This is a genomic window from Saccharothrix coeruleofusca (assembly GCF_014648515.1).
Taxonomy (GTDB): domain Bacteria; phylum Actinomycetota; class Actinomycetes; order Mycobacteriales; family Pseudonocardiaceae; genus Actinosynnema; species Actinosynnema coeruleofuscum.
The window spans coordinates 652,443-670,532 of the sequence record NZ_BMRG01000001.1 but is presented as its reverse complement, the minus strand read 5'-3'; the positions used below and the strand labels follow the sequence as shown (position 1 = coordinate 670,532).

At 73.9% G+C, this 18,090-nt stretch carries 21 protein-coding genes; 11 read left to right on the top strand and 10 right to left on the bottom strand.

Annotated features, from left to right (window positions below; all coding sequences use genetic code 11):
- The first annotated feature begins 7 nt into the window (after positions 1 to 7).
- A complete protein-coding gene (locus tag IEZ00_RS03500) occupies positions 8 to 640 on the top strand; it encodes an NAD(P)H-binding protein (RefSeq protein WP_189221515.1) in 633 nt (210 codons plus the stop codon).
- Here the strand turns inward: IEZ00_RS03500 and IEZ00_RS03495 are convergent.
- The gene (locus tag IEZ00_RS03495; RefSeq protein ID WP_189221514.1) at positions 637 to 1,914 is read right to left on the bottom strand and encodes a D-arabinono-1,4-lactone oxidase; all 1,278 of its coding nucleotides are present in this window, start codon (positions 1,912 to 1,914) and stop codon (positions 637 to 639) included. The genes IEZ00_RS03500 and IEZ00_RS03495 overlap by 4 nt on opposite strands.
- 82 nt (positions 1,915 to 1,996) lie before the next feature.
- Between IEZ00_RS03495 and IEZ00_RS03490 the strand changes: the two genes are divergently transcribed.
- The gene (locus tag IEZ00_RS03490) at positions 1,997 to 3,184 is read left to right on the top strand and encodes an amino acid deaminase/aldolase (RefSeq protein WP_189221513.1); all 1,188 of its coding nucleotides are present in this window, start codon (positions 1,997 to 1,999) and stop codon (positions 3,182 to 3,184) included.
- A gap of 5 nt (positions 3,185 to 3,189) precedes the next feature.
- Here the strand turns inward: IEZ00_RS03490 and IEZ00_RS03485 are convergent, their stop codons facing one another.
- Complete coding sequence (locus tag IEZ00_RS03485) at positions 3,190 to 3,741, bottom strand: TetR/AcrR family transcriptional regulator (RefSeq protein ID WP_189221512.1); 552 nt, start codon at positions 3,739 to 3,741, stop codon at positions 3,190 to 3,192.
- 92 nt (positions 3,742 to 3,833) lie between these two features.
- Here IEZ00_RS03485 and IEZ00_RS03480 point away from each other — a divergent pair, with 92 nt between their 5' ends.
- Positions 3,834 to 4,574: an SDR family oxidoreductase gene (locus IEZ00_RS03480; RefSeq protein WP_189221511.1), complete on the top strand. Its 741-nt coding sequence runs from the start codon at positions 3,834 to 3,836 to the stop codon at positions 4,572 to 4,574.
- A 4-nt stretch (positions 4,575 to 4,578) separates the two neighbouring features.
- On the opposite strand, the gene IEZ00_RS03475 is transcribed toward IEZ00_RS03480, so the two are convergent.
- Positions 4,579 to 5,190 carry a TetR/AcrR family transcriptional regulator gene (locus IEZ00_RS03475; RefSeq protein WP_189221510.1) on the bottom strand — a complete coding sequence of 204 codons (612 nt, stop codon included), beginning with the start codon at positions 5,188 to 5,190 and terminating at the stop codon, positions 4,579 to 4,581.
- Positions 5,191 to 5,307: 117 nt separating this feature from the next.
- Between IEZ00_RS03475 and IEZ00_RS03470 the strand changes: the two genes are divergently transcribed.
- From IEZ00_RS03470 to IEZ00_RS03460, 3 genes are all read left to right on the top strand, one after another.
- Positions 5,308 to 6,552 (top strand): GH1 family beta-glucosidase, encoded by a 1,245-nt coding sequence (locus tag IEZ00_RS03470; RefSeq protein WP_189221509.1) that lies wholly within the window; start codon positions 5,308 to 5,310, stop codon positions 6,550 to 6,552.
- Positions 6,549 to 7,763, top strand: coding sequence for an MFS transporter (locus tag IEZ00_RS03465; protein WP_189221508.1), 1,215 nt, complete (start codon positions 6,549 to 6,551; stop codon positions 7,761 to 7,763). The genes IEZ00_RS03470 and IEZ00_RS03465 overlap by 4 nt, the downstream gene beginning before the upstream one ends.
- Before the next feature lie 66 nt (positions 7,764 to 7,829).
- Positions 7,830 to 8,609 carry an SDR family NAD(P)-dependent oxidoreductase gene (locus IEZ00_RS03460; RefSeq protein ID WP_189221507.1) on the top strand — a complete coding sequence of 260 codons (780 nt, stop codon included), beginning with the start codon at positions 7,830 to 7,832 and terminating at the stop codon, positions 8,607 to 8,609.
- Between the two features lie 264 nt (positions 8,610 to 8,873).
- Here IEZ00_RS03460 and IEZ00_RS03455 read toward each other — a convergent pair whose 3' ends face one another.
- Together IEZ00_RS03455 and IEZ00_RS03450 are read right to left on the bottom strand one after the other, a co-directional pair.
- Positions 8,874 to 9,221 carry a hypothetical protein gene (locus tag IEZ00_RS03455; RefSeq protein WP_189221506.1) on the bottom strand — a complete coding sequence of 116 codons (348 nt, stop codon included), beginning with the start codon at positions 9,219 to 9,221 and terminating at the stop codon, positions 8,874 to 8,876.
- A gap of 13 nt (positions 9,222 to 9,234) precedes the next feature.
- Entirely contained in the window at positions 9,235 to 9,558 is a 324-nt protein-coding gene (locus IEZ00_RS03450; protein ID WP_189221794.1) for a hypothetical protein, read from the bottom strand.
- 276 nt (positions 9,559 to 9,834) lie between these two features.
- Here IEZ00_RS03450 and IEZ00_RS03445 point away from each other — a divergent pair, with 276 nt between their 5' ends.
- The 3 genes from IEZ00_RS03445 to IEZ00_RS03435 all read left to right on the top strand — a co-directional run bounded on the left by IEZ00_RS03445 (position 9,835) and on the right by IEZ00_RS03435 (position 12,473).
- Complete coding sequence (locus IEZ00_RS03445) at positions 9,835 to 11,160, top strand: helix-turn-helix domain-containing protein (RefSeq protein WP_229795050.1); 1,326 nt, start codon at positions 9,835 to 9,837, stop codon at positions 11,158 to 11,160.
- A gap of 4 nt (positions 11,161 to 11,164) precedes the next feature.
- Positions 11,165 to 12,052, top strand: coding sequence for an aminoglycoside phosphotransferase family protein (locus IEZ00_RS03440; RefSeq protein WP_189221773.1), 888 nt, complete (start codon positions 11,165 to 11,167; stop codon positions 12,050 to 12,052).
- 121 nt (positions 12,053 to 12,173) lie between these two features.
- A complete protein-coding gene (locus IEZ00_RS03435) occupies positions 12,174 to 12,473 on the top strand; it encodes a hypothetical protein (protein ID WP_229794984.1) in 300 nt (99 codons plus the stop codon).
- 47 nt (positions 12,474 to 12,520) lie between these two features.
- Here IEZ00_RS03435 and IEZ00_RS03430 read toward each other — a convergent pair whose 3' ends face one another.
- Entirely contained in the window at positions 12,521 to 13,276 is a 756-nt protein-coding gene (locus tag IEZ00_RS03430) for an SDR family oxidoreductase (RefSeq protein ID WP_189221504.1), read from the bottom strand.
- A gap of 280 nt (positions 13,277 to 13,556) precedes the next feature.
- Here IEZ00_RS03430 and IEZ00_RS03425 point away from each other — a divergent pair, with 280 nt between their 5' ends.
- Positions 13,557 to 14,762 (top strand): serine hydrolase domain-containing protein, encoded by a 1,206-nt coding sequence (locus tag IEZ00_RS03425; RefSeq protein ID WP_229794982.1) that lies wholly within the window; start codon positions 13,557 to 13,559, stop codon positions 14,760 to 14,762.
- 41 nt (positions 14,763 to 14,803) lie between these two features.
- Here the strand turns inward: IEZ00_RS03425 and IEZ00_RS03420 are convergent, their stop codons facing one another.
- The 4 genes from IEZ00_RS03420 to IEZ00_RS03405 are packed head-to-tail and all read right to left on the bottom strand — an operon-like array spanning position 14,804 to position 17,709.
- On the bottom strand, positions 14,804 to 15,817 hold the full coding sequence (locus IEZ00_RS03420; RefSeq protein ID WP_189221503.1) for a CopD family protein: 1,014 nt from the start codon (positions 15,815 to 15,817) through the stop codon (positions 14,804 to 14,806).
- On the bottom strand, positions 15,814 to 16,371 hold the full coding sequence (locus IEZ00_RS03415; RefSeq protein WP_189221502.1) for a copper resistance CopC family protein: 558 nt from the start codon (positions 16,369 to 16,371) through the stop codon (positions 15,814 to 15,816). Before IEZ00_RS03415 ends, IEZ00_RS03420 begins: the two co-directional genes overlap by 4 nt.
- Positions 16,368 to 17,123 (bottom strand): YcnI family copper-binding membrane protein, encoded by a 756-nt coding sequence (locus tag IEZ00_RS03410; protein ID WP_189221501.1) that lies wholly within the window; start codon positions 17,121 to 17,123, stop codon positions 16,368 to 16,370. The genes IEZ00_RS03415 and IEZ00_RS03410 overlap by 4 nt, the downstream gene beginning before the upstream one ends.
- 28 nt (positions 17,124 to 17,151) lie before the next feature.
- A complete protein-coding gene (locus IEZ00_RS03405; protein WP_189221500.1) occupies positions 17,152 to 17,709 on the bottom strand; it encodes a hypothetical protein in 558 nt (185 codons plus the stop codon).
- 95 nt (positions 17,710 to 17,804) lie between these two features.
- Here IEZ00_RS03405 and IEZ00_RS36170 point away from each other — a divergent pair.
- Positions 17,805 to 18,090: BCCT family transporter (locus IEZ00_RS36170; RefSeq protein WP_229794980.1), on the top strand; the 286-nt coding region annotated here is incomplete at its 3' end.

Here is an 18,090-nt window from a genome sequence, read left to right as displayed (position 1 = left end):
TTCCCGCATGAGGATCGTCATCGCGGGTGGGCACGGCAAGATCGCTCTGCACGTCCAGCGGCTGCTGGCCGCCAGGGGCGACGCGGCGGTCGCGCTGGTGCGCAACCCGGACCACTTCGACGACGTGCGGGCCGCGGGCGGCACCCCGGTGCACTGCGACCTGGAGGCGGCGGAGGTCGACTCGGTCGCCGGGCACCTGGCGGGCGCGGACGCGGCGCTGTTCGCCGCGGGCGCCGGGCCGGGCAGCGGGGTGGCCCGCAAGGACACCGTCGACCGCGCCGCGGCGCAGCTGTTCGCCGAGGCCGCGCAGCGGGCGGGCGTGCGCCGGTTCGTCCAGATCAGCAGCACCGGCATCGGCCGCACCACGGGCGACGAGGTGTTCGACGCCTACCTGCGGGCCAAGGGCGCGGCCGAGGAGGACCTGCGGGCCCGCGACCTGGACTGGACCATCCTGCGGCCGGGGCGGCTGACCGACGACGAGCCGACCGGCCTGGTCGAGCTGTCAGAGTCGGAGCTGAGCGGGGCCGTCCCCAGGGCGGACGTGGCCGCCGTGGTGGTGGCGCTGCTGGACCGGCCCGGCGCGGTGCGCCGCACGTACTCGCTGATCAGCGGCGACACCCCGATCGGGGAGATCGGCTAGCCCAGCACGCGGTCCAGGTAGGCGTTGCCGAACTTGCCCTCGGGGTCGACCTCGGCCCGGACCCGGCGGAAGTCGTCGAAGCGCGGGTACCGCTCGCGCAGCGCGGCGGCGTCCAAGCGGTGCATCTTGCCCCAGTGCGGACGCCCGCCGACCGCGCCCGCGATGCGCTCGAAGGCGTCGAAGTACCGGCGGTAGGGCATCCCCAGGAACTGGTGCACCGCGACGTAGGCGGTGTCGCGGCCGAACGCGGTGGACAGCCAGATGTCGTCGCCCGCCGCCACCCGCACCTCGACCGGCACCAGCACGCCGTGGTCCAGCCGCGCCACCACCGCGCGCAGCTCGCGCAGCACGTCGTGCAGGGCGGCGCGCGGGACGGCGTACTCGGTCTCCACGAACCGGACCCGCCGGGGGGTGGTGAACACCCGGTGCGAGACGTCCCGGTGGACGCGCTTGCCGGTCAGCGCGCCGCACATCCAGCTCAGCGCCCTGCTCGCGGGCGGCACGGCGCGCGCGAGCCCGCACACCAGCCCGTACGCGCCGTTCTGCATGAGCTCGTACTCGTAGAAGCGGCGCAGGTCGGACATCGGCGCGGGCGGCTCGTCGACCCGGTTGTTCCGCTTCACCATCACCCAGTCGCCGTGCGGGAACCAGTGGAACTCGACGTGGTCCTCCACTGCGGTGAGGTGGTCGAACCGCTCCAGCAGCGGGTCGAGCCGATCGCGGTACTCGCGGGCGTGCAGCACGAACGACGGCACGCAGCGCAGCGTCACGGTGCTGATCACGCCGAGCGCGCCGAGGCCGACGCGGGCGGCGCGGAACAGCTCGGGCCGCTCGTCGGCGGAGCAGCGGACCAGGCTGCCGTCGGCGAGCACCAGCTCCAGCGCGGCCACCTGGGTGGCCAGGCCGCCGAACTCGGCGCCGGTGCCGTGGGTGCCGGTGGAGATGGCCCCGGCGATGGTCTGGGCGTCGATGTCGCCGAGGTTGGCCATGGCCAGGCCCAGGTCGTCGAGCAGGGCGTTGAGCTGCCGCAGCGTGGTGCCGGAGCGGACCGTGACCAGGGTGCCGGAGACCTCGACCAGGCCGGTCCAGGCGTCCAGGTCCAGCGCCGCGCCGGGGGCGACGGCGATGCCGGTGAAGGAGTGGCCGCTGCCGCGCGGGCGGATGGCGGGCGCCGCGGCCACCGCTTCGGCGATCTGCTCCGCGCTGGTCGGGCGCTCGACCCGGTGCGGGGTGGCGGACGCGGTGCGTGACCAGTTCGTCCACGTGGTGCCCATGCAGCCTCCAGGTGTGGCGCGTGCCACGCACGGTAGGTGAAAGCTATTCACCTTTCAAGGGTCGGCGTCGTACCGTGGTGGCATGGAGCCCAGAACCCGATTCGACGCCGCGACCAAGGGGTTGGAGCCCCCGTTCGCGGTGGTCGACCTGGACGCCTTCGACCGCAACGCGGCGGCGCTGGTGCGCCGGGCGGGCGGCAAGCCGATCCGGGTGGCCAGCAAGTCGGTGCGGGTGCGCGCGCTGCTGGAGCGGGTGCTGGCGCGGCCGGGCTTCCGCGGCCTGATGTGCTACTCGCTGCCCGAGGCGCTGTGGCTGTCCGGCCACGACCTCAGCGACGACCTGCTGGTGGCCTACCCGACCGTCGACCACACCGCGCTGGGCCTGCTGGCCCGCGACGAGCGGGCGCGCGGGCGGATCACCCTGGTGGTCGACTCGCCCGAGCACCTGGACCTGGTCGACGCCGCGCTGGGACCGGCGCACCCGGACATCCGGGTGTGCCTCGAGCTGGACGTCTCCTGGCGGCCGCTGCCGGGCCTGCACGTCGGCCCGCGCCGCTCGCCGGTGCACACCGCCCGCGACGCGCGGTCGCTGGCCGCCCTCGTCGCCGCCCGGCGCGGCTTCCGGCTGGTGGCGGTGATGGCCTACGAGGGCCAGATCGCCGGACTGGGCGACGCCCCGCCCGGACGGCCGCTGCGCGGCGCGGTGCTGCGCTGGGCGCAGCGCCGGTCGGCCGCCGAGCTGGCGGAGCGCCGGGCGGCGGCCGTGGCGGCGGTGCGCGAGGTGGCCGAGCTGGAGTTCGTCAACGGGGGCGGCACGGGCAGCTTGGAGAGCACCGGGGCCGACCCGTCGGTGACCGAGCTGGCCGCCGGGTCCGGCCTGGTCGGGCCGACCCTGTTCGACGGCTACCGGGGCTTCCGGCCCGAGCCCGCCGCGCTGTTCGCGCTGCCGGTGGTGCGCAGGCCCGCGCGCCGGGTGGCCACGCTGTTCGCGGGCGGCTACGTCGCCTCGGGCACGGCCACCGCCGACCGCCAGCCCAGCCCCCACCTGCCCAGGGGGCTCAAGCTGCTGGCGCTGGAGGGGGCGGGGGAGGTGCAGACCCCGGTGGCGGGCCGGGCGGCCGACGAGCTGCGCCTGGGCGACCGGGTGTGGCTGCGGCACGCCAAGGCGGGCGAGCTGGCCGAGCGCTTCGACCACTACCACCTGGTGCGCGGCGACCTGCTGGAGGGAACCGCCCCCACCTACCGGGGCGAGGGCCGCAACTTCGGCTGACGGCCTCACGGCCGGGCGCGCAGGCCGTCCAGGACCACCTGCAGCAGGTGCCGGGCGCGGGTGTCCCACTCCTGCTCTTCGAGCCTGCCCAGGTAGCCGACGAGCAGGATGACGTCGCGGGCGTCCACGTCGGGCCGGACGACCCCGGCGGCCCGGCCCGCGTCCAGCAGCGCGGTGAGCGCCTCGCCGATCGGGCCGAGGCTGCGCGCGGTGAGGTCCCGCCACACGCCCACCTCGACGGCGGCGAGCACCCCGCGCTTGACCCGCGCGTAGTCGGCCAACCGCTCGAACCAGCGGGCCAGCGCGGTGATCGGGTCGTGCTCGGCGAGCAGGGCGGGCGCGGTCGCGACCAGCTCCTCGACGTCGTGCCGGTAGACCTCGGCGAGCAGCGCCTCCCGCGTCGGGAAGTGCCGGTAGAGGGTGCCCTGGCCGACGCCCGCCCGCTTGGCGATCGCGTTGAGCTTCAGCTCCTCGGAGCCTGCGACGACCTCCCGCGCGACCTCGACGATCCGGGCGCGGTTGTCCGCGGCGTCGGCTCGCAGCCGGGGTTCGCTCATCTGCCCTCCGCGGTGCGGGACGTGACAACCGGACACGTGTCCGCTAGCGTGAGTCAAGCGGACACGTGTCCACTCTAGTCGAGGGAGCAGTCATGTCGACCATCACCGGCAAGGTCGTCGCCGTCACGGGGGCCAGCAGCGGCATCGGGGAGGCGACCGCGCGGCTCATGGCCCGGCGCGGCGCCGCCGTCGTCATCGGCGCGCGTCGGGAGGACCGCTTGGAGGAACTCGCGCGGGACATCCGCGCCGAGGGCGGCCGTGCCGTCGCGTGCGCCGTCGACGTCACCCGCCGCGAGGACCTGGAGCGGCTGGTCCACCGCGCGGTGACCGCCTTCGGCGGGCTCGACGTGCTGGTGGGCAACGCGGGCATCAGCAAGATCGGACCCGTGGCCGACCTCGACGTCGACGGCTGGTCGGCCATGCTCGACGTGAACGTGCGCGGCGTGCTGCACGGCATCGCCGCCGCCATGCCGGTGTTCCGCCGCCAGGGCCGCGGCCACTTCGTGACCACGGTGTCCACGGCGGGGCTGAAGATCAGCCCCACCATGGCGGTCTACGCCGCCACCAAGAACGCCGTGCGCACCGTCATGGAGGGGCTGCGGCAGGAGTCGACCGACGGCGTGCTGCGCACGACGTCGGTCTCCCCCGGCTACGTCAGCACCGACCTGCCCGACTCCATCGACGACCCCGACCTGCGCCGGAGCATCCGGCGGAACATGGCCGAGTTCGCCATCCGCCCCGAAGCCGTCGCACGGGCCATCGCCTTCGCCGTCGAGCAGCCCGACGACGTGGAGATCGGCGACATCACCATCCGCCCCACCGTCCAGGACTGAGCCGTCACGGCAGTTTCGCGGACAGGTAGCCCCGGATCATGGTCTTGGCGTCGTCGATGATCTGCTGGTCGCCCGCCTGCTCGCTGCTGAACGCCAGGTTGAGCACGCCGTCGGCGGCGGCGACGGCCACGGAGATGGGCAGCCGCAGGTCCGCCAGCGGGATCTGGAACTTGGTCGCGATCATCTCCGCGATCCGCTCGGAGATGACCGCGTCGTTGTCCCGCTGGTCGTCGAGCAGGCGCAGGTCCACCACGTCGCCGAAGTGCAGCTTGCTGAAGGCGGGCACCTCGCGGTGCATGGACACGTAGACGTCGAAGATCGTGTCCACCCCGTCCCACCAGTGCTCCAGCGCGGTCGAGGTGAACCGCTCGTCCACGGTCTGGATGAACTTCTCCAGGTTGCGCATGGTCAGCGCTTGGACGACGGCGCGCTTGTCGGGGAAGAACTGGTACAGCGAACCGACCGCGACGCCCGCCCGCTCGGCGATCAGCGTCGTGGTGACCCCGTCGTAGCCGACCTCCTCGATGAGGGAGGCGCACGCCTCGAGCATCCGCTCGACGCGCTTGGCACTGCGCTGTTGCACCGGTTGGCGGCGCAGCGGGGTCGTACTGGTCACGGCGACTCCTGCGTTGGGGTTGGGGCTCCATAGTGCCGGGTTCGGAGGCGCGGCACTTCACACGACCCGGCGGCGCGTCCTACGATCTGAATCCCTTTCACATTCTGGGAGGCTCGCGTGCCGCTGCCCGACTTCCTCTGGGGTGTGTCGACCTCCGCGTTCCAGATCGAGGGTGCCTTCACCGAGGATGGTCGCGCGCCGTCCGTGTGGGACGAATTTCCCTCGATCGAGGGACACACGGCCGAGATCGCCTGCGACCACCGGCATCGGTACGCCGAGGACGTGGCGCTGATGCGCGACCTCGGCGTGGACGCCTACCGCTTCTCCGTGTCGTGGCCGCGCGTCGAGGGCACCGGCCTGGACTTCTACGACCGGCTGGTCGACGAGCTGCTCGCCGCGGACATCCGACCCGTGGTCACGCTGTACCACTGGGACACGCCGCGGCACGTGGAGGACGCGGGCGGGTGGCTCAACCGGGACACCGCGAGCCGGTTCGCCGACTACGCCGCCGCGGTCGCCGCCCGGCTGGTCGACCGGGTCGCGATGTGGATTCCCCTGAACGAACCAGCCATGACCACTCTTCTGGGTTACGCCATCGGTCAGCACGCGCCCGGCAAGGCGCTGCTGTACGACGCCCTGCCCACCGCGCACCACCTCAACCTCGCGCACGGGCTGGCCGTGCGGGCGCTGCGGGCGGCGGGCGCGGCGGCGGTCGGCACCGCCAACAACCACACCCCCGTCTGGCCCGCCTCGCCCTCCGACGACGACCGCGCCGCCGCGGCGGCCTACTCCGCGCTGCACAACTGGCTCTACGCCGACCCCGTGCTGGCCGGGCGCTACCCCGAGGAGCTGGCCGACCGCCTGCCGGTCCGCGACGGCGACCTGGCGACCATCGCCCAGCCGCTGGACTTCTACGGCGTCAACTACTACAACCCCACCCGCCTGCGGGCGCCGTCCGAGGGCAACCCGCTGCCGTTCGAGCTGGTCGACATCGCCGAGCACCCGAAGACCGGGTACGGCTGGCCGGTCGTGCCCTCCGGGCTGGAGGAGATCGTCGCCGAGCTGCGGCGGCGGCACCCCGCCCTGCCGCCGGTCCACATCACCGAGAACGGGTGCAGCTACCCGCACGAGATCGCCGACACCGCCCGGATCGCCTACCTCGACGCGCACGTCGAAGCCGCGCTGCGCGCCGGGGCCAGCGGCTACTTCGTGTGGTCGCTGCTGGACAACTTCGAGTGGGACTCGGGCTACACGCAGCGGTTCGGCCTGGTGCACGTCGACTACGAGACCCAGCGCAGGACGCCCCGCGACTCGTTCCGCTGGTACCGCGACCGGATCAGGCGTGACCGGACCGGGCGATGACCGACCCGCTGGCCGAGCCGGTCGCACCCGTCCGGCGGCCGTGGGTGGCCTGGCTGTTCCTGGCCAACCTCGGCCTGTGGCTGGGCATCTACGCGCCGCTGCAGGTGCTGCTGCCGCAGCAGGTCGAACTGCTCGACCCGGTGCGCAAGGAGTTCCTGTTCGGCCTGGTCACCGGCGTGGGCGCGGTGGTGGCGCTGGTGGTCAACCCGCTGGTCGGGCGGTGCTCGGACCGGACCACCTCGCGGTGGGGGCGGCGGCACCCGTGGACGCTGGGGGGCGCGCTGGTCGGCGCGGCGGGCCTGGCCGTGCTGGCCTCGGCCGCCAGCACCGCCGCCGTGGTGGCGGGCTGGTGCCTGGCCCAGGCCGGGCTCAACGGGATGCTGGCGGCCCTCACCTCGGCGGTGCCGGACCGGGTGCCGGTGGGGCAGCGCGCCAGGGTCGGCGGGCTGGTCGGGATCAGCCAGATGCTCGGCACCGTGGTCGGGGCCGTGCTGGTGACGGTGCTGGTGAGCGGGCTGTCGGCGGGCTACTGGGCCTGCGCGGCGGCGGTCGTGCTGGGCGCCGCCGCGTTCGTGCTGCGCACGCCGGACGCCCGGCTGCCCGAGGCCGCCCGGCCCGCGCCGCGCGGCGGGTCGCTCCTGCCCCGGTGGCGCCCCGACTTCGCCTGGGCCTGGGGCGCGCACTTCGCGATCAACCTGGGCAACGGGTTCGGCACGCTGTACCTGCTGTACTTCCTCGACGACGTGGTGCGCCACCCCTCGCCCGCCGACGGCCTGCTGGTGCTGATGCTGCTCTACGGCGTGGCGCTGGTGGCGGGCGCGGTGGTGCTCGGCGCGCGGTCCGACCGCTCCGGGAAGCGGCGCGGGTACGTGCACCTGGCCGCCGCGGCGATGGCGCTGGCGGCGCTGCTGCTGGCGGTGTGGCCCACTTGGACCGCCGCCCTGGTGGCCGCGCCGCTGCTGGGCGCGGGCTTCGGCGGGTACTGGGCGGTGGCGCTGGCCCTGCTGACCCAGGTGCTGCCCGCCGCCGAGGACCGCGCCAGGGACCTGGGGGTGGTCAACGTCGCCAACTCCCTGCCGCAGGTGCTCGCCCCGCTGCTGACCCCCGCCGTGCTGGCGCACCTGGGCGGGTACCGCGGGCTGTTCCTGGTCTCGGCGGCGGTCACGGTGAGCGCCGCGCTGCTGGTCGGCCGGGTCCGCTCGGTGGGATGAGCTGGGTGGGACGAGCTGGGTGGGATGAGCCGGGTGGGATGAACTCGGTGGGATGAGGAGGTCGGGGTGCGGGTAGCCGGTCGGACGGTGCTGGTCACCGGGGCGTCGCAGGGCATCGGCGCGGCCACCGCCGAGGCGGCGGGCGCGGCGGGGGCGCACGTCGTGCTGGTCGCGCGCGACGGCGACGCGCTGAACGCGCTCGCGGAGCGGATCGGCCGGGCGTCGGTGCTCGTCGCCGACCTGTCCGACGCCGAGCGGGTCCGGGAGCTGGGCGAGCGCGTGCTGGCCGAGGCGGGCGTGCCGGACGTGCTGGTCAACAACGCCGGGGTGGGCCGCTGGCTGTTCCTCGACGAGACCCCCGAGCAGGAGCTGGCCGGGATGCTGGCGCTGCCGTTCACCGCCGCGCTCTGGCTGACCAGGGCGTTGCTGCCGGGGATGCGGGAGCGCGGGTCCGGCTGGGTGGTGAACGTGAACTCGCCGGTGTCCCGGCTGCCGATCCCCGGCGCGACCGGGTACGCGGCCTCCCGGTACGCGCTGCGCGGACTGACCGCCGCCCTGCGGCTGGACCTGCGCGGGACCGGGGTCGGGGTGAGCGAGGTCGTGCCGGGCAAGGTCAGCTCGCGGTACTTCGCCAACAACCCCGGCGCGCAGGAGCGCATCCCGGCCATCGCCCGGCTGATCCCGACCGTCCCGCCGGAGCGGGTGGCCGCCGCGGTCCTGCGGGCGGTGACGGCCGAGCGCGCCGAAGTGGTGCTCCCCTGGCAGCTCAGGGCCTTCGAGCTGGCGGGCCGCCTGGCCCCTGGTCTCACGTCCTACCTGGCCTGGCGCACCGGCACCCACCGGTAGGCGTGGAACCGGCCCCGATGCCCGCGCGGGAGGAGCGGACATCGGGGCCGGACTTGGTGCCCGCGGACCGACGCCGGTCGGGGGGAGGGTTGGGTGTGCACGACACCGGCCCGCGGATGACTGTGTGGAGTTGTGGGTGGAGCCGTGGTGAGCTGACCGGCGGTCCGTTCGTCGCGGTCGGGGGTTCGCACGTACCGGACCGCCGGTCAGTAGGCGGGTGCTCGACCCGGTCGCGTCGGGGGAACGACCGGTCGGGACCGCCCGTCAGTGGGCTCTCGCCACCGCCCCCCGGCGCGCGCGGGTCATCGCCGAGCGCAGGTGCCGGGCCGGGCGCGGGGCCAGACCACCCGCCACCAGGTGCTCGTAAGCGGCCCGCCACACCGCGCAGGGGCTCTTCTGCTGCCGCCACCGCCCGGAGCACTCCGGGCAGTTGCCCTTCTCGTCCGGCTCGTGCGCGGCGAGCAGGGCCCGCCACCCCTCGGTCAGCCTCGGCAGCTCGGAGCGGGCCACCGAGAGCAGGGACGGGGCGTCGGCTTCGTTGGCCAGCTCGGTGAGCAGGTCCAGCCGCTCCCACACCGCGTTGCGAAGAACTTGTCCGAGGATCTCGTCCACCGAAACGTCACCGTCACCTTTCCGCCTGCTCGGCGGCTTCGCGTAGCGCGGTCCGCAACTGCGCCAGCTGGTCGGCCGACAGGACCGCCGTCTCACCCGGCGGGCCGACCAGGACCACGCGGCCCCGGTCGACCAGCACGGTGAGGCAGCGCTCCCGGTCGACCACGTCGCTGCAGCGGATTCGCCACCAGCGGCGCTGCCCGGTCGAGCCGCGCCATCCGGAGCCGAGGTCGGTCGACTCGCGGAGGGACAGGGGAGCCGGAGGGGGCGCGGCCGTGGCGACGGCAGGCGCTGCCGGTCCACCCGAGGTGGTCACCGCCCGCTCGATCAGGTCCACGTCCGTGTTCCTCTCCGTGCTCGCTCGCTTACCGGAACTCAGATTGCGATGATTCACGGCGGAACGGGGACTCGCAGCGGTGGCCGGTGCCCGTTCCACGGTAAGCGGTCAACGGAGTTCGGCAGGGCCGATCAGCCTCGCCGATCGGCACTTCTCGCCGCCGGCGGAATGCCCCTACTCTGCCGTTGACGCCCAGAGGACTGTGAGGGGGCGCAATTGAACACCATCGGTTCGCAAGGCTCTCCTGTTACACCAGAGGTGTGGGACCAGCAGGAGATGCGGGACGCGCTGGCCAAGCGCGAGATCAGCTCGGTGTACCGGCTGCTCCGCAGGCACGGCGTGTCCCAGCGCCAGATCGCGGCGCTCACGGGCCAGTCGCAGTCCGAGGTCTCGGAGATCCTCAAGGGTCGTCAGGTCATGGCCTACGACGTCCTGGCCAGGATCGCCCAGGGACTGGGTGTCCCCAGGGGATACATGGGCCTCGCCTACGACGAGGCCACGGCAGTGCGGGTGGCCGCCACATCGGAGGCACCCCATTCTGAGGAGGACGAGTCGGTGAAGCGTCGGAAGTTCCTCGCGCACGCCGCCGCCATCACCGTTGGCGCGGCCGTGTTCGGCACGGACTCCGGGTCTTGGGCTTCGTCGCCCGCGCAGACTCCGGCTCCAGGGCGCATCGGCATGACCGACGTCCGGCAGGTCGAGGCGGCCACACGGGCGTTGCGCACGCTGGACTACCAGTACGGCGGCGGCTCCTGCCGCGACGCGGTGGTGGCGCAGCTGTCGTGGGGGCAGCAGATGCTCGGCGCGAACGCCACCGACCTGGTCAAGGAGCGGCTCTACGTGGCGCTGGCCGACCTGCACAACCTCGCGGGCTGGACCTCGTTCGACACCGGTCTGTACGACTCGGCCCGCAACCACTTCGGGCAGGCGCTCGGGCTGGCCAAGCAGGGCCGCAAGGAAGAGCTGGTGGCCAACATCCTGTACCGGATGGGCCGGGTCTACCTGCACCAGAACGCCCCCGACGACGCGCTGAAGGTCTTCCAGCTCGGCCAGCTGGCCGCGCTGGACTCCGGCTCCGAGCTGGCGGTGGGCATCCTGTGCGCCAACGAGGCGTGGGCCTACGCCAAGATGGGCGCCGACGACCAGGCGATCAAGCTGCTCGGCCGGGCGCGCGACGAGTTCGCCAGGGCCAACGTCGCCGAGGCGCCCGCCTGGGCCAAGTTCTTCGACGCCAACGACCTGTCGGCGATGATCGGCACGGTGCACACCGAGCTGGCGCAGACCGTGGACGCGAAGAAGTACACCCGCCTGGCCATCCCGGCGCTGACCAAGGCGATCAGCGGGTACGGCGAGGACATGAGCCGCAGCCGCTCGTTCAACCTCACCTCGCTGTCGATCAACCACCTGCTGGAGGGCGACATCGACCACGGCGCCAGGGTCGGCCGCCAGGCGATCGAGCTGTCCGAGGGGTTGAAGTCGGTGCGCACCAAGGACCGGATGCGGCCGCTGCAGCACGAGGCGGAGAAGCGCCGCAACAACCCCGACGCCCGTGAGCTGGCCGAGCGCGTGGCCAGGTTCACCGGCAGCGACAGCGCGGCCTGATCCGCTGGACGGCCGGTTCACCCCCGCCGCGCTGACGGCGGTGCTGGAGCAGCTCTGCGCCGACCTGGGGCTGTCGCACCGCGGCGCGCGGCTGGTCAAGTTCACCAGCAACGCCGTGTACGACCTGCCCGAGGACCGGGTGGTGGTGCGCATCGTCGGGTCGATGGCGCTGCGCCACCGCGCGCACAAGGTGGTCCGGGTGGCCCGCTGGCTGGCCGACCACGGCGTGCCCGCGGTCCGGCTGGTCGACGTGCCGCAACCGGTGGCCGTGGGGGAGCACCTGGCGACGCTGTGGCACACCGTGCCCTCCGGCGGTCGGCCGGTGGACGGCCGCGACCTGGGCAGGCTGCTGTGCCTGGTGCACCAGCTGCCCGAGCCGGACTTCGAGCTGCCCCGCTGGGCGCCGCTGGACGACGTGCACCGGCGCATCGCCGACGCCGAGGAGCTGGCGCCGGGCGACCGCCGGTTCCTGGAGGAGCGCTGCGCCGACCTGGCCGGGCGGCTGGCCGGGCTGGAGCCCGCGCTGCCGGTGGGCGTGCTGCACGGCGACGCGCACCTGGGCAACCTGATCCCGAGCCCGGACGGGCCGGTGATCTGCGACTTCGACTCCACCAGCGTCGGGCCGAGGGAGTGGGACCTGAGCACGCTGCCGGTGGGCGTCGCCCGGTTCGGCCACCCGGAGCGGTGGTACCGGCAGCTGGCCGACGAGTACGGCTTCGACGTGACCCGGTGGCCGGGGTTCGGGCTGCTGCGGGACGTGCGCGAGCTGAAGCTGACCACCAGCGTGCTGCCGATCCTGCGCAGCCACCCGGAGGTGCGGGCCGAGCTGCGGCGACGCCTGCGGGCGCTGCGCGACGGCGACACCGCCACGCCGTGGTCCCCATACCGCTGATCGCACGTGATCGGTAACACGAACGGGTAACGACGACCCCTGTGTTTGCGACTGGGCCATCGACGGGGAGTTGTCGGTGCCCTAGGTTCGGGTGCCGACTCGAGGGCGAGGTGAGCTGCCGGTGCGTGGGATCGGACAGGCCCTGGGGACGAGGCGGTGGCGCGCGCGCCGCGCCTTGAAGGCCGCCCGGATGCTCGACCAGGTGGTCGACACCCAGCTGCCGCTGCTGGCCTCGTTCGACGAGCAGCGCCGCCGCCGCTCCGCGGACTACCTGGCCGAGCTGGTCAAGCTGGCCCAGGACTACCGCTACTACGCCAACGGCTGGATCGACGGCCGCGAGCTGGACCGGCGCGGCAGGCGGGTGGTGACCCAGCTCACCCACCTGCGCGCGGACCGGACAACTCGGGTGATCAAGGATTAGACCGATCGGCGCAGCTCGTCGCACGGTGAGCGCCGTTCACCGACCGGTCAGCGGCGCCACGCCCCGGTGGCGGCGGCCCGCTCGGCGTACTCGCGGAAGCTCCTCGGCTCGCGCCCGGTGACCCGCGTCACCGCGTCGGTGGGCGTGGTGTCGGTCAGCGCGTCCCACGGGCCGGTCCCGTCGGACTCGCCGCGGAAGGCGATCTCCCGACCGGTCACCTCGCCGATGACGTCCAGCGCCTCGCGGAACGACAGCGCCTGCGGGCCGGTCAGCTCGTAGGAGCGCCCCTCGTGCCCCGGTTCGGTGAGCGCCGCGGCGGCGACCGCGGCGATGTCGTCGGCGTCCACGAACCCCTGCTTGGTGTCGCCGACGGGCAGCACCAGCTCGCCCGCCAGCACGGCGGGCCGGAAGAACCCCTCGTCGAAGTTCTGGTTGAACCAGTCCGCCCGCACGACGGTCCAGTCCGCGCCGGACTCGCGCACGGTCCGCTCGGCGGCCAGCAGCCGCTCGTCGCGCATCTCCTCGATGCCCCGGCTGGACAGCAGCACCAGCCGCCGCACGCCGCCGCGCACCGCGGCGTGGACGAACTCGGGGTCGACGGGCAGCTCGTGCGGCGCCATCAGGTACACCCGCTCGACGCCGTCGAGCGCGGCGGTCCAGGTGTCGCGGTCGGTCCAGTCGAACCGCGCGCCGCCCGCGCGCGAGGCGGCCCGGACCTCGTGGCCCGCGCCGGTGAGCAGCGCGGCGACCCGCCTGCCGGTCGTGCCGGTGGCCCCCAGTACCAAGATCGGCTTCTCGCTCATGGGGTCAGTTCACCAAAGGGGTACGACAACTGTGACACCAGGCGGCTGACCAGGTGGTTCGGCAGGCGGCCCGCGCCGAATACCCGCCCGGCTCGGAAATTCCGCTGGGCCTGGTACGCCGGCCGGGAGCAGCGAACCCTAGGGGCTCCGGTAGACCGCAGGAGTACGAGAACCCTCGCCGGATACACCGTAAGACTGCCCCCGCTACCTCCTCCTAGGTAGACCAAGATCCCGTCGCGGGGCGACGACCAGCGGCTTTGCCGTCCATAGCGTTGCTCCCATGAAGCGAACGGTTGCGGTGATGGTGGCGATGACGGCGGTGCTGGGCACCACGGCGGTGAGCGCGACAGCCGGGACGGCGGGCGCGCACCGCCCGGAGGCGAAGGTCCTCCAGCGGGACGCGGACGCCCTGCTGGCCCAGGGCGCGCCCGGCGTGCTGGTCGAGCTGGACACCCCGCGCGGCGAGGTCAGGGTGCGCAGCGGCCACGGCGACGTGCGCCGCCGGACGCCGGTGCCGTGGGAGGCGAAGTTCCGCGCGGGCAGCTTCACCAAGCCCTTCGTCGCGGTGACCGTGCTCCAGCTGGTCGGCGAGGGCAGGTTGTCGCTGGACGACACCGTCGAGCGCTGGCTGCCCGGCGTCGTCGCGGGCAACGGCAACGACGGCTCGAAGATCACCGTGCGGCAGTTGCTCCAGCACACCAGCGGACTGCGCAACTACGTCCTGGAGTTTCCCCACCTGTTCGCGGAGGAGGGCTTCATGCGCAACCGCTTCACCACGATGACCGCGCGGGAGGCGGTCGCCAAGGCGGTGGCCAAGCCGCCGACGTTCCAGCCGGGGCAGGACTGGCTGTACTCCAACACCGGCTACGCGCTGGCGGGCATGATCATCGAGCGGGTCACCGGCCGCACCTGGCAGCAGGAGGTGCGCGACCGCATCGTCAAGCCGCTCGGCCTGAGCGGCACCTCCCTGCCCGGCACCTCCCCGCACCTGCCCGCCCCGCACGCCAGGGGCTACGAGCGGTTCCCGGAGAAGGGGATCGAAGCCGACCCGGAGGACCCGCGCTACGGCGAGGCCGTCGACGTGACCCTGCAGAACCCGTCGTGGGGCGGCGCGGCGGGCGAGATGATCACCACCACCGAGGACGGCAACAAGTTCCTGCGCGCCCTGTTCAGCGGCAGGGTGCTGCGCCCGGCGCAGTTCGCCGAGATGACCAGGACGGTGCCCGCGCCCGCCTTCGAGGCGGCGTGGCCGGGCGTGCGCTACGGGCTGGGCATCATGTGGATGCCCAACGAGTGCGGCGGCCTCTGGTCGCACGGCGGCGACATCATGGGCTTCATGACCCGCAACGGCGTCACCTCCGACGGCAGCCGCAGCGTCGTGGTGTCGGTCAACACCGACTCGATGGTGCCCCGGCCGGGCGCCCCGGCGGTGACCGGCGACCCGGTGCGCGAGCTGGTCGACCACGCGCTCTGCGGCACCAGGTGAGCCGCAGGGGCGGCGGGACTCCCGCCGCCCCTGCTCCCGGTTCAGGCGACCGGTGCGCGGGAGAGCACCACGGCCAGGCCGAACGCGACGCCCATGACGGTCACCTCGACGCACGCCCAGCCCACCAGCGCGGTGGGCTTGTGCTGCGCGATGTGCGGCAGCAGCCGCCAGCGGATGTTCGCCCCCAGCGCCGCCAGCAGCCCCGCGCACACCACCTTGGCCACCAGCACCAGCCCGTACGAGGTGGTGAACAGCGACCCCGGCAGCGTCACCACCGGGTTGAGCGCCAGCTCCAGCACCCCGTTGAACACCCCGGTCACCGACACCAGGGCCAGGCACGCGGTGGCCAGCTTGGAGAACTTCGGCAGCGCCTCGGCCAGCAGTCCGCGCCGGTGCGCGACCAGGGCGACCAGCGCGGCCAGCCCGCCGGTCCACGCGGCCGCGCCGAGCACGTGCAGCTCCATGGAGATCATGGAGTAGTCGTGGTACTTCCAGTTCGCCGCGTGCCCGGTGATCGGCAGCGGCAGCAGGCCGAACATCGACACCAGGATGCGCAGCTCGGCGGGCACGGACTCGCCGTTGCGCGCGGCCAGCACGCCGATCCAGACGTAGGCCAGCGCGCACACCGCGCTGAACAGCAGGCCCTGCCCCGCGCCGACGCGCTGCACGTAGTCGACCACCGCGCCGAGCGTCAGCGGCACGTCCGGCCGCGTCTCGTAGGCGCGCACGACGATCGACAGCAGCGCCGTGAACGCCCACACCGCGGCGAACACCACCGCGGCCGGGCGGGCCACCCGCATCACCGGCTCGGTGAGCGCCGGGCGGCTGAAGCCGAGCAGCTTGGGCAGCAGCGACAACCCGACCACGGCGGTGGCGGCCAGGTCCAGCAGGGTCCGCACGACCGGCTGACCGACCTGGACCACCACCCCCGGATCGCCGACCACCGCCGAGGTGGTCGACAGCCCCAGGCCCAGCAGCACGCCCGCCAGCCCGCCGAGCAGCAGGCCGCCGAGCACCCGGTGCCGGGCGGGGGTGGTGGTCCGGTTCAGGGTCATCGGCCCGCGTCCTCCTTGCCCCCGCCCCCGCCGCGCAGCGCGAAGAACACGCCGCCGCCCAGCAGGAGCGCGGCACCGGCGATCCACACCCAGATCGGCACGCCGCCGCCGTCACCGGCCGGGGCCACCGCGTCGGCGGCCTGCGCCGGGGTGGGCGCCGGGGTGCCGGTGCCCGCCTTGGTCAGCGTGAACTTCAGCTGCCCGGACACCGGGTGGCCGTCGGCGGAGAGGACGCGGTAGTTCGCGGTGTACTCGGCGGCGGGGCCGAGCGGGAGCACCGGGAACACCACCGAGTTGTCGCGCACGGTCGGCTCGCCCGCCGCCTCCCAGTGCGTGCCGTCCGGGCCGAGCACGCTGATGGTGTTGAACCGCTCGCCCGCGTTCACGGGCTGGTCGAACGTCAGCGTGATCGACTGCGGACCGGTCTCCAGCGCGGCCCCGTCCTTGGGGTCGCTGCTGATCAGCACGTTGTGGGCGAGCGCGGCAGGCGCGGTCAGCACCGCCGCGGTCAGCGCGACCAGGCAGGACAGCAGCAGCGAGACGACCCGGCTCATGCGACCGGCTTGCCCGCGCGGCGGGAGCGCAGCACCGCGCCCGCACCCAGCCCGAGGCCCAGCGCGCCGACCGCCAGGCCCGCGCCGCCCAGCCAGCGGGCGGTGTCGTCCCGGCCCGAGGCGGACGCGGAGTCCTGGTCGTCGCTCTCGGTGGACGCCGTGGCGGTGCCGTGGTCGTCGTCATCGTCGGCCTTGACCAGCTTGAGCACCGGCGCGGGCCGCTCGGGCTCCTCGGCGCCCTCGGCGGGCGGCGGGGCGTTCCAGTCCACGACCTCGCCGCTGTCGTAGGTCTGCTTGGCGGGCAGCAGCAGCTGCTCGGTGTTGTCCGGCAGCGGCCCGATGGACAGGTCGAACTCGTTGAACTGGCCGGGCTCGATGCGCACACCCGGCTCGGCGGTCCACACCACGGTGCGCACCGCCTCGGTGATCTCGCGGCCGTGGCTGCGCACCGGCTTGTCCAGCGCGGCCTTGACCGCCTCGACCTTCCAGCCGGGCAGCGGCCGGGTGCTGACCGAGGCCAGCGGGTACTCGGCGGGCAGGGTCAGCTCCAGCTTGACCGTGCCCGCGTCGGGGCGCTCGTTGGGCACCCGGAAGGTGACCTTGGTGTAGCCGCCCTGGACGGCGTCCTTCGGGGTGGAGGCGGTGACGTGCGCGGAGGCCGCGCCCGCCGTGCTCAGCGCCAGGAAACCCGCGGTGGCGAGCACGGCCGAGCCCTTGGCGAGCGCGCGCACGCCGGAACGGTGGGGGGACATGGGGGGTGGCTCCTGATTGCCGGAGGTGTCAGTGGACTCGGGTGATCAGGGGCGACGGGGGGCCGCGGCGGCCGTGCACGCGCCGCAGCAGCACGTCGACCAGCGCGTTCGCCGCGGTCGACGGGACGGGGGCGGGAACGCGGGAGGCGGGCCGGGGCAGTGCCCCCGGCACCGGCAGCAGCCGGGACAGCACCCCGGCCAGCGCCCTGGCCAGCGCGGTGAGCACGGCGTCGGCCCTGGCCAGCAGCAGGCCGGTGAGCAGCGCGGCCACCGCGTGCGCGGCGGTCATCGCCGCCGGGTCGATGTCCAGGCCCGGTGCGCGCGTGTGGTCGTGGCCCCCCAGGTTCAGCAGCACGTGCTGGCCGACCTGGGCGACGCCGAGGGTGGCCAGCAGCGTCCACGGGCTGCGACCGCGTTCCGCCAGCACGGTGCCCGCGAACGCGATGAGCAGCGTCAGCGGGAGGGCGGGCGCGAAGTCGGTGACCTCGCCGCCCGCCGCGCCGTGCGCGGCCACGCTGAGCGCGGCGGAGGTGACGGCCAGCAGGACGGCCCGCGCGAGACGGGTCGGTGCTGGTCGTGTGGTCACGTGCTGAGCGTAGGAGAACAGCGCGCGGCGATGGCAGCCGCTACCCGCGCTGGCGGGCTTGGACCGTTCGGCGGTAGGTATGTTAGCCCGTTGTGATGTCCCGGAAACCTCAGATCGAGCAGCCCCTGCCGGGCGAGCCGCGCGCTGACTCCCCCGGACGCACCGACTGGGTGGTGTTCGGCGTGGCCGCCGCGGTCACCCTCGCGTTCGTGGTGTGGGGGATCGCCCACACCGACTCGCTGGCCGCCGCCTCCGACGCCGCCCTCGGCTGGGTGATCACCAACCTGGGCTGGATGTTCGTGCTGCTCGCGTCCGGTTTCGTGGTGTTCGCGCTGTGGCTGGCGCTCAGCCGCTACGGCCGCGTGCCGCTGGGCCACGACG

Excerpts from the sequence above, each read along its gene's own strand:
- IEZ00_RS03420 (WP_189221503.1), bottom strand. The coding sequence starts at position 15,817 with ATGACCCTGAACCGGACCACCACCCCCGCCCGGCACCGGGTGCTCGGC.
- IEZ00_RS03500 (WP_189221515.1), top strand. The coding sequence starts at position 8 with ATGAGGATCGTCATCGCGGGTGGGCACGGCAAGATCGCTCTGCACGTC.
- IEZ00_RS03480 (WP_189221511.1), top strand. The coding sequence starts at position 3,834 with ATGTCGACCATCACCGGCAAGGTCGTCGCCGTCACGGGGGCCAGCAGC.
- IEZ00_RS03485 (WP_189221512.1), bottom strand. The coding sequence starts at position 3,741 with ATGAGCGAACCCCGGCTGCGAGCCGACGCCGCGGACAACCGCGCCCGG.
- IEZ00_RS03490 (WP_189221513.1), top strand. The coding sequence starts at position 1,997 with ATGGAGCCCAGAACCCGATTCGACGCCGCGACCAAGGGGTTGGAGCCC.
- IEZ00_RS03425 (WP_229794982.1), top strand. The coding sequence starts at position 13,557 with ATGAAGCGAACGGTTGCGGTGATGGTGGCGATGACGGCGGTGCTGGGC.
- IEZ00_RS03430 (WP_189221504.1), bottom strand. The coding sequence starts at position 13,276 with ATGAGCGAGAAGCCGATCTTGGTACTGGGGGCCACCGGCACGACCGGC.
- IEZ00_RS03410 (WP_189221501.1), bottom strand. The coding sequence starts at position 17,123 with ATGTCCCCCCACCGTTCCGGCGTGCGCGCGCTCGCCAAGGGCTCGGCC.
- IEZ00_RS03465 (WP_189221508.1), top strand. The coding sequence starts at position 6,549 with ATGACCGACCCGCTGGCCGAGCCGGTCGCACCCGTCCGGCGGCCGTGG.
- IEZ00_RS03445 (WP_229795050.1), top strand. The coding sequence starts at position 9,835 with ATGCGGGACGCGCTGGCCAAGCGCGAGATCAGCTCGGTGTACCGGCTG.
- IEZ00_RS03495 (WP_189221514.1), bottom strand. The coding sequence starts at position 1,914 with ATGGGCACCACGTGGACGAACTGGTCACGCACCGCGTCCGCCACCCCG.
- IEZ00_RS03415 (WP_189221502.1), bottom strand. The coding sequence starts at position 16,371 with ATGAGCCGGGTCGTCTCGCTGCTGCTGTCCTGCCTGGTCGCGCTGACC.